The following is an 11,836-nucleotide window of genomic DNA, read 5'->3' on the forward strand; positions in this document are numbered from 1 at the left end:
TCTCTCCTGAGTTAGTGCGTCGTGGCGGCAGGCTGCGCTGCGTCAGTATGACTTTCCTGGGCTGTTGGATCATCGCCAGAATTCTTATTGTCGCTGCCTTTACTGTTGTAAAGGAACTGACCAATCAGATCTTCCAGAACCATGGCAGATTTAGTGTCCTGAATCGTCCCACCATCTTTAAGGATAGATGTTCCCAGCTCCGGGTCTTCAAACCCCATGTTCAGAGCCAGGTACTGCTCGCCCAGCAGGCCGGAAGTACGAATGGCCAGCGAGCTGGAGTCAGGAATATGGTTGTAGCTCTCATCGATATCGAGCGCCACCCGCGGCAGGTAGGTTTTTGGATCGAGCGTAATGTCCGCCACCCGGCCAACGACCACGCCGCCAATGCGCACCGGCGACCGCGCCTTCAGGCCACCGATATTGTCAAACGTCGCGTAAAGACGATACGTCGGCTCGGTCCGCAGCGAGGTCACGTTCGCAGCCTTCAGGCATACAAACAGCGCCGCCAGCAGCGCCACCAGTAAAAATACGCCTACCCAGATTTCACTTTTTTTCGTTTGCATGAACTCAATTCCCAAACATCAGCGCAGTCAGCACAAAATCCAGCCCCAGAACCGCCAGCGACGAATGCACCACGGTGCGCGTCGTTGCCCGGCTAATCCCTGCGGAAGTGGGGATAGCGTCATAACCGTTAAATAACGCTACCCATGTCACCGTAATGGCGAAAACCAGACTCTTAATCAGGCAGTTAACCAGATCCATTCGCCAGTCGACGGCATTTTGCATCGCGGTCCAGAAGAAGCCGCTGTCGATACCTTTCCAGTTAACGCCAACCAGCGAACCGCCCCAGATCCCCACCGCGACAAAAATAACCGTCAGTAGCGGCAGTGAGATGACGCCGGCCCAGAAGCGCGGTGATATTACGCGACGCAGCGGATCAACGGCCATCATCTCCATGCTCGAGAGCTGTTCAGTCGCACGCATCAGCCCTATTTCGGCGGTCAGCGCCGAACCGGCACGCCCGGCAAACAGCAGCGCGGCAACCACCGGTCCCAGCTCGCGCAGCAGGGACAGCGCCACCAGCATACCAAGACTGGTTTCTGCGCTGTAGGTGGTTAACACCAGATACCCCTGCAGGCCGAGCACCATGCCGATGAACAGCCCCGACACGATGATGATCAGCATCGACAGCACGCCAACGTTGTACAGCTGGCGCACCAGCAGCGGCGCGTGCTTGCGAAACTCCGGCTTGCCCACTACGGCGTTGAAAAGCATTAATCCGGCACGCCCAAAAGCCGCGGTGGTTTTAATCCCCCGATGGCCGAGCGATGCCAGCATATTTAGCAGCATCAGTCGTTTAACTCCCTATGCCTAATAAATCATGCTGATAGTCGCCTGCCGGATAGCGGAACGGCACCGGGCCGTCGGCGATACCATCAATAAACTGGCGAACCCGAGGGTCGGCATTTTCCCGCAGCGACCGGGCGCTGCCGTGGGCGACGATTTTCTTATCGGCCACAATATAGGCGTAATCCGCAATACTGAGCACTTCCGGTACGTCGTGCGATACCACGATACAGGTGACGCCCAGGGTGCTGTTGAGTTCAGAAATCAGCTTAACCAGCACGCCCATGGTGATGGGATCCTGGCCGACGAACGGTTCGTCGAACATGATGAGATCCGGTTCGAGCGCGATAGCTCTTGCCAGCGCGGCACGGCGCGCCATGCCGCCGGATAGCTCAGAAGGCATCAGCATTGCCGCCCCGCGCAGGCCAACGGCCTCAAGCTTCATCATCACGGTAGTATGCAGCAGCGCTTCGGGCAGCTGAGTGTGCTCACGCAGCGGATAGGCCACGTTATTAAAGACGTTCATATCGGTGAACAGCGCGCCGGACTGAAACAGCATGCTCATGCGCTTACGTACGGTATACAGGCGCGAACGCGACATCTGCGGCACGTTTTCGCCATCAAACAGGATCTCGCCGCTGTCCGGCGGGATCTGGCCGCCGATCAGGCGCAGCAGGGTCGTTTTACCGATTCCCGATGGCCCCATGATCGCCGTGATCTTACCGCGCGGCACCGACAGCGAGATATCATCAAAGATCGCGCGATCGCCTCGAGAGAAGCTGATCCCGCGTACTTCGACTAAATTCGCCAGAGTTTGGCTCATAAAATCATCCTTACAAAACATCCCTCAGGCTAAGCATGGTGCTTTCTTCCACCATAAACCCAACATTTTTACAGAATCTTACCTGCCTGGGTTAGCGAAAGCTGGCATTTGTTTTACTTTTGACAAACATAAAGTCAAAATTAAGAATTCGTTACGCTGCGTACGGACGATCAGCGAGGCGACGATTATACCTGAAGAAAGGACTTTAGATGCTCTTAGCGACGGCTCTGTTAATAATTGGTTTACTGCTGGTGGTCTACAGCGCCGATCGTCTGGTCTACGCCGCTTCAATACTGTGCCGCATGATAGGGATCCCGCCGCTTATCATCGGCATGACGGTGGTGAGTATCGGCACCAGCCTGCCCGAGATCATCGTCTCTGCGGCCGCCTCCCTGCACGGGCAGACCGATCTGGCCATCGGGACGGCGATCGGATCCAACATCACCAATATCCTGTTAATTCTTGGCCTCGCCGCCTTACTTCATCCTTTTACCGTACATTCTGATATCCTGCGCCGCGAACTGCCGCTAATGTTGCTGGTCAGCCTGCTCGCGAGCTTTGTCCTCTATGACGGCCGGCTCTCGCGCATGGACGGCCTTTTTTTACTGGCGTTAGCCATACTATGGCTACTGTTCACGGTAAAAATAGCGCGCATCGCCGAGCGCCAGGGTAACGACAGCCTGACCCGGGAGCAGATAGCAGAGCTGCCGCGAGAAGGTTCGCTCCCCGTCGCCCTGCTGTGGCTCGGGGTGGCGATGATTGTTATGCCGATGGCGACCCGCATGGTGGTGGATAATGCCACCGTGCTGGCGAACTACTTCGCCATCAGCGAGCTGACCGTTGGCCTCACGGTGGTCGCCATCGGCACCAGCCTGCCGGAACTGGCAACGGCGATTGCTGGCGCACGTAAAGGGGAAGATGATATCGCCATCGGGAATATCATTGGCGCCAATATCCTGAATATTGTCCTGGTTCTCGGGCTGCCGGCGCTGATCGCACCGGGATCTTTCGCCCCCGAAGCGTTTACGCGCGACTATGCCGTCATGATGCTGGTCAGCGTAATTTTCGCCCTGCTGTGCTGGCGCCGCAAACGGCAGCCGAGCCGACTTGCCGGGGCGCTGCTGGTCGGCGGTTTTGTGGTTTGGTTGGCGATGCTGTACTGGGCAGCACCGCTCTTTGGTGAATGAATCGGGATACCATTATGTCGCAAACAGATTTGCCAACGGATTTTGACTTTCAACGGGCAGGCCGCGAGGTCCTGGAAATTGAACGTGAAGGTCTGGCTCAGCTCGATCAATACATTAATGAAGATTTTACCCGCGCCTGCGAAACGATTTTCCGCTGCACGGGCAAAGTGGTGGTCATGGGAATGGGTAAGTCCGGCCATATCGGGCGCAAAATGGCCGCCACCTTCGCCAGCACCGGTACGCCGTCGTTCTTCGTTCATCCCGGCGAGGCGGCCCACGGCGATTTAGGCATGGTCACGCCGCAGGACGTTATTATCGCCCTGTCGAACTCCGGCGAGTCGAACGAAATGCTCGCGCTGATCCCGGTGCTTAAGCGCCAGCGGGTGCCGCTGATCTGCATGACCAGCCGCCCGGAAAGCAGCATGGCGCGCGCGGCGGATATCCACCTGTGCGTCAAGGTGCTGAAAGAAGCCTGTCCGCTTGGCCTTGCCCCGACGTCAAGCACCACCGCGGCGCTGGTGATGGGCGATGCTCTGGCGGTCGCGCTGCTGGAAGCTCGCGGCTTTACCGCCGAAGATTTCGCGCTGTCGCACCCCGGCGGCGCGCTGGGCCGCAAGCTGCTGCTGCGGGTCAATGATATCATGCACACGGGTGATGAAATCCCGCACGTGACGCTGCAGGCCACGCTGCGCGATGCGCTGCTGGAAATCACGCGCAAAAATTTAGGCATGACCGCTATCTGCGACGATGAGATGAACATCATCGGTATTTTCACCGATGGCGACCTGCGCCGGGTGTTCGATTCCGGGGTCGATATGCGTAATGCCGGCATTGCCGAGGTCATGACGCCGGGTGGGATTCGCATCCGTCCCGGCATTCTGGCCGTCGATGCGCTAAACCTGATGCAAGCCCGTCATATCACCTGCGTATTAGTTGCCGATGGCGACCGTCTGTTGGGTGTGGTACATATGCACGATCTCCTGCGCGCAGGCGTAGTGTAAGTAAGGATAAAATAATGAATAATGCTGATGCTCTGCTGGCGACCTGCTACGGACCGGTAAGCCCTGAATTTCTCGAACGCGCGGCGAAGATCCGTTTACTGATCCTCGACGTCGACGGCGTGCTTTCCGACGGTCTTATCTATATGGGCAACAACGGCGAAGAGCTGAAGGCGTTCAACGTACGCGATGGCTACGGGATCCGCTGCGCGCTGACTTCAGGTATTGAAGTGGCGATTATTACCGGGCGAAACGCTAAACTAGTAGAAGATCGCTGTCAGACGTTAGGCATTACGCATCTCTATCAAGGGCAGTCCGATAAGCTGCTGGCCTTCCGTGACTTACTAAGCAAGCTGGCCGTCCGTGCGGACGAAGTGGCCTATATTGGCGATGACCTGATCGACTGGCCGGTAATGGCAGAAACAGGCTTAAGCGTTGCCGTGGCGGATGCGCACCCGCTGCTGCTTCCACGCGCAGACTATGTTACCCGCATCAACGGCGGGCGCGGAGCGGTACGCGAAGTCTGCGATTTGTTACTATTGGCGCAGGGCAAGCTGGATGAGGCCAAAGGGCAATCAATATGAGTAAAACCAGACGTTGGGTTATCATTTTACTGTCGCTGGTCGCGCTGATCCTGATCGGCCTTAACCTGGCGGGTACGGACGATAGCGCTCAGCCGGAGGTCAATCCTGATGACCCAACCTATACCAGCGAGCATACCGATACCGTCGTTTACAGTCCGGAAGGGGCGCTTAACTATCGCCTTATCGCCGAGCACGTGGCGTATTTTTCTGCGCAAGAGTTGTCGTGGTTCACTCAGCCGGTGATGACCACCTTTGATACCAACAAAGCCCCAACCTGGTCAATCAAAGCGGATAAAGCCAAGCTGACCAACGATCGTATGCTGTATCTTTATGGGCACGTTGAGGTGAACGCGCTAAGCCCCGACTCTCAACTGCGCAAAATTACGACGGATAACGCCCGGATAAATCTGGTGACGCAGGATGTTACCTCCGATGACATGGTGACGTTGTACGGGACAACATTTACTTCCAGTGGCCTAAGAATGCGCGGTAACCTGCGCAGCAAAAATGCCGAGCTGATTGAAAAGGTTAGAACCTCTTATGAAATTCAGAACAAACAAACTCAGCCTTAAGATTGCGCTCGCCAGCGCCATACTGGCCGCCAGCCTGCCGGCACTGGCAAAGACTGGCGACACCGATCAGCCGATTCATATCGAATCCGATCAGCAGTCGCTGGATATGCAGGGCAATGTTGTCACCTTTACCGGTAATGTCGTCGTGACCCAGGGCACCATCAAGATCAATGCCGATAAGGTCGTGGTCACTCGTCCAGGCGGCGAGAGGGGCAAAGAGGTGATCGACGGATACGGCAATCCGGCAACCTTCTTCCAGATGCAGGATAACGGCAAGCCGGTGAAAGGCCGCGCGTCGAAAATGCGCTATGAGCTGCAAAATGATTTCGTCGTACTGACCGGCAATGCGCATCTGGAACAGATCGATAGCAATATCCAGGGTGACAAGATCACCTATCTGGTGAAAGAGCAGAAAATGCAGGCGTTCAGCAACAAAGGCGGGCGCGTGACTACGGTTCTGGTTCCTTCGCAGCTGCAGGACAAAGGCACCGATCAGCCAAAGAAAGGTAAGTAATTCGTTATGGCAACATTAACTGCAAAGAATCTCGCCAAAGCTTATAAAGGCCGCCGCGTGGTGGAAGATGTCAGTCTGACCGTCAACTCCGGTGAGATTGTCGGCCTGCTCGGCCCGAACGGCGCCGGCAAAACCACCACCTTCTACATGGTGGTCGGGATCGTGCCGCGCGACGCCGGCAATATTATCATCGACGATGAAGATATCAGCCTGCTGCCGCTTCACGCGCGCGCGCGCCGTGGCATTGGCTATCTGCCGCAGGAGGCCTCGATTTTCCGTCGCCTGAGCGTCTACGATAACCTGATGGCGGTACTGCAGATTCGTGACGATCTGAGCAGCGAACAGCGTGAAGATCGCGCGAAAGAGCTGATGGAAGAGTTTCATATCGAGCATCTGCGCGATAGCCTCGGTCAGGCGCTTTCCGGCGGCGAACGTCGCCGCGTTGAAATTGCCCGCGCGCTGGCCGCCAACCCTAAATTTATCCTTCTGGATGAACCGTTTGCTGGCGTTGACCCCATCTCCGTTATCGATATCAAACGCATCATCGAGCACCTGCGCGACAGCGGCCTTGGCGTCCTAATCACCGACCATAACGTCAGGGAAACTCTGGCGGTCTGCGAACGTGCCTATATCGTCAGCCAGGGGCATCTGATTGCTCACGGCACCCCACAGCAAATCCTGGAAGACGAGCAGGTTAAGCGCGTGTATCTTGGGGAAGACTTCAGACTCTGATAGGGTAGAGGTTACAGACGTTTTAGCCGGAGATATTAGCCCTGAATATGAAGCAAGGTTTGCAATTAAGGCTAAGCCAACAGCTTGCCATGACGCCACAACTGCAGCAGGCCATTCGTTTGCTGCAGCTGTCCACGTTAGAACTCCAGCAGGAACTCCAGCAGGCGCTGGAGAGTAATCCGTTGCTTGAGCAAACCGATCTTCATGAAGAGGTAGAAACGAAAGAAGTTGAGGACCGCGAGTCTCTGGATACCGTGGACGCCCTTGAGCAAAAAGATATGCCCGAGGAGCTGCCGCTCGACGCCAGCTGGGATGAGATCTACACCGCCGGCACGCCTTCTGGCAACGGCGTCGATTACCAGGATGACGAGCTGCCTATCTATCAAGGTGAAACGACTCAGAGCCTGCAGGATTACCTGATGTGGCAGGTCCAGCTGACACCGTTCACCGATACCGACCGCGCTATCGCCACCTCTATCGTCGATGCCGTTGATGATACCGGCTACCTCACCCTGCGGGTGGAGGATATCGTTGAGAGCATTGACGATGATGAAATCGGCCTCGAAGAAGTTGAAGCGGTACTGAAGCGCATTCAGCGTTTTGACCCGGTTGGCGTCGCGGCAAAAGATCTGCGCGACTGTCTGCTGGTTCAGCTTTCGCAGTTTGCCAAAGAGACGCCGTGGCTGGAAGAGGCCCGGCTTATCATCAGCGATCATCTCGATCTGCTCGCCAACCACGACTTTCGCTCCCTGATGCGCGTCACGCGGCTGAAAGAGGACGTTCTGAAAGAAGCGGTTAATCTGATCCAGTCGTTAGATCCGCGCCCGGGTCAGTCGATCCAAACCAGCGAACCGGAATACGTGATTCCCGATGTGCTGGTGCGTAAGGTGAGCGATCGCTGGATCGTAGAGCTGAATTCCGACAGCATCCCGCGCCTGAAGATCAACCAGCACTACGCCGCAATGGGCAACAGCACGCGTAACGACGCCGATAGCCAGTTTATCCGCAGCAACCTGCAGGAAGCCCGCTGGCTGATCAAAAGCCTGGAAAGCCGCAACGATACGCTGCTGCGCGTCAGCCGCTGCATCGTCGAACAGCAGCAGGCCTTCTTTGAACAGGGCGAAGAGTTTATGAAACCGATGGTGCTGGCGGATATCGCTCAGGCCGTCGAAATGCATGAATCGACGATTTCACGCGTGACCACGCAAAAGTACCTGCACAGCCCGCGCGGTATTTTTGAACTGAAGTATTTCTTCTCCAGCCACGTGAATACCGAAGGCGGAGGCGAGGCATCGTCGACCGCCATTCGCGCGCTGGTGAAGAAGTTAATCGCCGCGGAGAACCCCGCGAAGCCGTTGAGTGACAGTAAGCTCACCACCATCCTGTCTGAACAGGGTATCATGGTGGCGCGCCGCACCGTCGCTAAGTACCGAGAGTCTTTATCCATTCCGCCGTCTAACCAGCGTAAACAGCTGGTGTGACCCAACCGATAAGGAAGACACTATGCAGCTCAACATTACAGGACACAACGTCGAAATCACCCCGGCCCTGCGCGAGTTCGTCAACGCGAAGTTCAGCAAACTGGAGCAGTTTTTCGACAGGATCAATCAGGTCTACATTGTGTTAAAAGTAGAGAAGGTGACGCAAATTGCGGACGCCAATCTGCATGTCAACGGTGGCGAAATCCATGCCAGTGCGGAAGGGCAGGACATGTATGCCGCTATCGATGGTCTCATCGATAAGCTGGCACGACAGTTAACAAAACATAAAGATAAACTAAAACAACACTAATTGTCCGGGCGATCGTCCCTGCCAGCCGTCGGCTATTGTCGGCAGCTGGCAGAGAGCGAGCTCAGGTGAAATTATGATGAACAACGATTCAGCTCTACAACTGAGCAATGTCCTTAATCAGGAATGTACCCGTAGCCAGGTTCACTGCCAGAGCAAAAAGCGCGCGCTGGAGATCATCAGCGAGCTGGCAGCAAAGCAGCTAGGTCTGCCGTCCCAGGTGGTATTCGAAGCGATCCTCACCCGTGAGAAAATGGGCAGTACCGGAATTGGCAACGGCATCGCCATTCCGCACGGTAAGCTTGAAGAGGATACGCTGCGCGCCGTTGGCGTTTTTGTGCAGCTGGAAACGCCGATCGCCTTTGATGCGATCGACAATCAGCCCGTCGATCTGCTGTTTGCGCTTTTAGTGCCGGCCGATCAGACAAAAACCCATCTGCATACGCTGTCGCTGGTGGCAAAACGGCTAGCGGATAAAACGATTTGCCGTCGCCTGCGCGCCGCGCAAAGCGACGAAGAGCTGTATGAGATTATCACCGAGGCAGGAAGCAGCGATGACGCATAACGGGAGCAATAGCCTCCCCTTTATCGTACTGAGGAGAAACGGTACATGGTACTGATGATCGTCAGCGGCCGCTCAGGATCGGGGAAATCCGTCGCCCTGCGGGCGCTGGAAGATATGGGCTTCTACTGCGTAGATAACCTGCCGGTAGTGCTGCTGCCCGAGCTGGCGAGATCGCTGGCCGACAGAAACATTTCCGCCGCCGTCAGCATTGACGTGCGCAACATGCCGGAGTCGCCAGAAATCTTTGAACAGGCGATGAAGAGCCTGCCTGAGGCGTTTTCTCCTCAGCTGCTGTTCCTTGATGCCGACCGCAATACGCTGATTCGTCGTTACAGCGACACGCGTCGCCTGCATCCGCTTTCAAGTAAAAACCTGTCGCTTGAGAGCGCCATCGACGAAGAGAGCGCTCTGCTGGAGCCGCTGCGCTCCCGCGCCGACCTGATCGTCGACACCTCCGAAATGTCGGTACACGAGCTGGCAGAAATGCTGCGTACGCGCCTGCTGGGCAAACGCGAGCGTGAGCTCACCATGGTCTTTGAATCCTTTGGCTTTAAGCACGGTATTCCGATTGATGCCGATTACGTCTTCGACGTGCGCTTCCTGCCTAACCCGCACTGGGATCCCAAGCTGCGCCCGATGACCGGCCTCGATAAACCCGTTGCCGCCTTCCTCGATCGGCACACCGAGGTTCACAACTTTATTTATCAGACCCGCAGCTATCTTGAGCTATGGTTACCCATGCTGGAGACCAATAACCGCAGCTATCTGACGGTCGCTATCGGTTGTACCGGCGGTAAACATCGTTCGGTCTATATCGCCGAACAACTGGCTGACTACTTCCGCTCGCGCGGTAAGAACGTGCAGTCGCGTCACCGGACGCTGGAAAAACGCAAATCATGACCGTAAAGCAGAGCGTTGAGATCACTAACAAGCTGGGCATGCACGCGCGCCCGGCGATGAAGCTGTTCGAGCTGATGCAAAATTTCGATGCCGAAGTGCTGCTGCGCAACGATGAGGGCACGGAGGCGGAAGCCAATAGCGTGATTGCTCTGCTGATGCTCGACTCCGCGAAGGGTCGGCAAATTGAGATTGAGGCCAGCGGTCCGCAGGAAGTCGAAGCGCTGGCCGCGGTTATTGCGCTGTTTAACGCCGGTTTTGACGAAGACTAACGCCGGCGTCATTTCCCCGGTCGCGCGATGCTTACCGGGGTAACATACCCGCCGAGCGTATTAATACAGCCTGTTCTCCCGCATAAACCCTTCCCCGCCAAGCTGACGCATCTGGCGTAAAATCCACGCCTGTCGACTGCGGACATAGCCCGACGGCGCGTCCGCGCGAAAGCGGATCGGATTAGGCAATACGGCGGCCAGCAGGGCCGCTTCCGCAGGCGTTAACCTGCTCGCCGGCTTGTGGAAGTAGCGCTGCGACGCGGCTTCAACGCCAAACGTCCCCTCACCAAACTCGGCGATATTCAGATAAACGGTGAGGATGCGTTTTTTACTCCATACCGTCTCGATTCCTACGGTCAGACCGGCCTCCAGTCCCTTACGCAGCCAGCTGCGGCCATCCCATAAAAACAGGTTTTTGGCCGTCTGCTGCGACAGGGTCGAGGCGCCACGAACGCGGTTTTCGTTACGCTCATTGTGCGCCAGCGCTTTTTCTATCGCCGGAACGTCAAAGCCCCAATGGTCGGGGAACTTTTGGTCCTCAGCCGCCATCACCGCCAGCCCCATCCACGGCGATATCTCATCCATCCCCACCCAATCAGAGTGGGCGACATAATGAAAATTGCCGCTCAGCCAGGCGCCGACCTGCCGCTCCAGCATCACCGCCGAGAAGGGCACCGGCAGCACGCTAAACAGCGCAATGCCGCCGCCCCAGAAGGCGGCGGCCACCAGCAGCACGCGCAGCAGCCCACGCTTTACCCTCCGCAGGGGCGAAAAGCGGGTCTTCATGCCGTGAGAACCAGCACGCGCGCCACCAGCTTCTCAATCCCGCTCGCCGCTTCGGCAATATTTTGCGCCAGCATATAGGCCGGGGTGGTCACCACTTTATTCTCTTCGTCCACCACAATGTCATCGACTGGACAGGGCACATGCTCGGCCCCCATATCCTCCAGCGCTTCGGCGGTGTCCAGATCGGTGCCAATGGTGACCCGCAGCGGGGCGGGTAAGATTTTTGGCAGCAGCGCCGGTGCGATGCAGATAAAGCCCAGCGGCTTACCGGCCTGATGCATAGCCTGCGTCAGCGCCTTCAGCTCGCCGTCGACGACGCATTCGCTGCCCCGGGAGGCGAAGCTGCTGAGGTTTTTCGCGGCGCCAAATCCACCGGGGACAATCAGCGCATCGAGATCATCGGCCCGGGCGTCGGACAGAGGCTGGATCTCACCGCGGGCGATGCGCGCGGCTTCAATCAGCACGTTGCGGCTTTCCGGCAGGAGCTCGCCGGTCAGATGGTTGATCACATCCGTTTGCGCCTTATCAGGGGCAAAGCACACCGCCTGGGCGCCGCCGCGAGCAATCGCCAGCAGGGTAATAACCGCCTCATGAATCTCGCTGCCGTCATAGACACCGCAGCCGCTTAATACGACGCCAATCTTTTTCATCACCCCTGCTCCTTAGTGCAAATTCGCTGAAACCAGTCAAAAATTTTGATTTACCCGCATTGCTTCACATATTTGACTGATTCATGTAACAAATAATTTAAGGTTTGCTATCTTGATCAGC

General features: G+C 56.7%; 16 protein-coding genes. 11 read left to right on the forward strand and 5 right to left on the reverse strand.

The genetic code is table 11. The features are described 5' to 3' along the window. Positions 1-11 precede the first annotated feature (11 nt). The 3 genes from mlaD to mlaF are packed head-to-tail and all read right to left on the reverse strand — an operon-like array spanning position 12 to position 2,170. The gene (gene mlaD / locus M2416_RS19310; RefSeq protein ID WP_076946688.1) at positions 12-563 is read right to left on the reverse strand and encodes an outer membrane lipid asymmetry maintenance protein MlaD; all 552 of its coding nucleotides are present in this window, start codon (positions 561-563) and stop codon (positions 12-14) included. Positions 564-567: 4 nt separating this feature from the next. Further along, positions 568-1,350: a lipid asymmetry maintenance ABC transporter permease subunit MlaE gene (gene mlaE / locus M2416_RS19315; protein ID WP_041147414.1), complete on the reverse strand. Its 783-nt coding sequence runs from the start codon at positions 1,348-1,350 to the stop codon at positions 568-570. Between the two features lie 7 nt (positions 1,351-1,357). Further along, positions 1,358-2,170: a phospholipid ABC transporter ATP-binding protein MlaF gene (gene mlaF / locus M2416_RS19320; protein WP_041147415.1), complete on the reverse strand. Its 813-nt coding sequence runs from the start codon at positions 2,168-2,170 to the stop codon at positions 1,358-1,360. Between the two features lie 209 nt (positions 2,171-2,379). Here mlaF and M2416_RS19325 point away from each other — a divergent pair, with 209 nt between their 5' ends. The 11 genes from M2416_RS19325 (at position 2,380) to npr (ending at position 10,279) form a co-directional block, all read left to right on the forward strand. Continuing rightward, entirely contained in the window at positions 2,380-3,357 is a 978-nt protein-coding gene (locus M2416_RS19325) for a calcium/sodium antiporter (RefSeq protein ID WP_259226338.1), read from the forward strand. After that, positions 3,354-4,358, forward strand: a complete 1,005-nt coding sequence (gene kdsD, locus M2416_RS19330; RefSeq protein WP_161795687.1) for an arabinose-5-phosphate isomerase KdsD — start codon at positions 3,354-3,356, stop codon at positions 4,356-4,358. The genes M2416_RS19325 and kdsD overlap by 4 nt, the downstream gene beginning before the upstream one ends. 14 nt (positions 4,359-4,372) lie before the next feature. After that, positions 4,373-4,939: a 3-deoxy-manno-octulosonate-8-phosphatase KdsC gene (gene kdsC / locus M2416_RS19335; protein WP_041147417.1), complete on the forward strand. Its 567-nt coding sequence runs from the start codon at positions 4,373-4,375 to the stop codon at positions 4,937-4,939. After that, positions 4,936-5,511 (forward strand): LPS export ABC transporter periplasmic protein LptC, encoded by a 576-nt coding sequence (lptC, locus tag M2416_RS19340; RefSeq protein ID WP_041147418.1) that lies wholly within the window; start codon positions 4,936-4,938, stop codon positions 5,509-5,511. The genes kdsC and lptC overlap by 4 nt, the downstream gene beginning before the upstream one ends. Next, positions 5,480-6,025, forward strand: a complete 546-nt coding sequence (gene lptA, locus M2416_RS19345; protein WP_041147419.1) for a lipopolysaccharide ABC transporter substrate-binding protein LptA — start codon at positions 5,480-5,482, stop codon at positions 6,023-6,025. The genes lptC and lptA overlap by 32 nt, the downstream gene beginning before the upstream one ends. 6 nt (positions 6,026-6,031) lie before the next feature. Continuing rightward, the gene (gene lptB, locus M2416_RS19350) at positions 6,032-6,757 is read left to right on the forward strand and encodes an LPS export ABC transporter ATP-binding protein (protein ID WP_004206203.1); all 726 of its coding nucleotides are present in this window, start codon (positions 6,032-6,034) and stop codon (positions 6,755-6,757) included. 47 nt (positions 6,758-6,804) lie between these two features. Then, a complete protein-coding gene (gene rpoN / locus M2416_RS19355) occupies positions 6,805-8,238 on the forward strand; it encodes an RNA polymerase factor sigma-54 (protein WP_076946552.1) in 1,434 nt (477 codons plus the stop codon). Between the two features lie 22 nt (positions 8,239-8,260). Continuing rightward, positions 8,261-8,548: a ribosome hibernation promoting factor gene (gene hpf / locus M2416_RS19360; RefSeq protein ID WP_004868168.1), complete on the forward strand. Its 288-nt coding sequence runs from the start codon at positions 8,261-8,263 to the stop codon at positions 8,546-8,548. Between the two features lie 73 nt (positions 8,549-8,621). Next, positions 8,622-9,110 carry a PTS IIA-like nitrogen regulatory protein PtsN gene (gene ptsN, locus M2416_RS19365; RefSeq protein ID WP_041147421.1) on the forward strand — a complete coding sequence of 163 codons (489 nt, stop codon included), beginning with the start codon at positions 8,622-8,624 and terminating at the stop codon, positions 9,108-9,110. A 45-nt stretch (positions 9,111-9,155) separates the two neighbouring features. Next, a complete protein-coding gene (gene rapZ, locus M2416_RS19370; RefSeq protein WP_041147422.1) occupies positions 9,156-10,010 on the forward strand; it encodes an RNase adapter RapZ in 855 nt (284 codons plus the stop codon). After that, the gene (gene npr / locus M2416_RS19375) at positions 10,007-10,279 is read left to right on the forward strand and encodes a PTS phosphocarrier protein NPr (RefSeq protein ID WP_041147423.1); all 273 of its coding nucleotides are present in this window, start codon (positions 10,007-10,009) and stop codon (positions 10,277-10,279) included. The genes rapZ and npr overlap by 4 nt, the downstream gene beginning before the upstream one ends. A 60-nt stretch (positions 10,280-10,339) precedes the next feature. Here npr and mtgA read toward each other — a convergent pair whose 3' ends face one another. Both mtgA and elbB read right to left on the reverse strand, forming a co-directional pair. Continuing rightward, positions 10,340-11,065 (reverse strand): monofunctional biosynthetic peptidoglycan transglycosylase, encoded by a 726-nt coding sequence (gene mtgA / locus M2416_RS19380; RefSeq protein WP_259226339.1) that lies wholly within the window; start codon positions 11,063-11,065, stop codon positions 10,340-10,342. Next, positions 11,062-11,715: an isoprenoid biosynthesis glyoxalase ElbB gene (gene elbB, locus M2416_RS19385; protein WP_259226340.1), complete on the reverse strand. Its 654-nt coding sequence runs from the start codon at positions 11,713-11,715 to the stop codon at positions 11,062-11,064. Before elbB ends, mtgA begins: the two co-directional genes overlap by 4 nt. Between the last annotated feature and the right edge of the window lie 121 nt (positions 11,716-11,836).

Source organism: Klebsiella sp. BIGb0132 (assembly GCF_024810075.1).
Taxonomy (GTDB): Bacteria; Pseudomonadota; Gammaproteobacteria; order Enterobacterales; family Enterobacteriaceae; genus Klebsiella; species Klebsiella terrigena.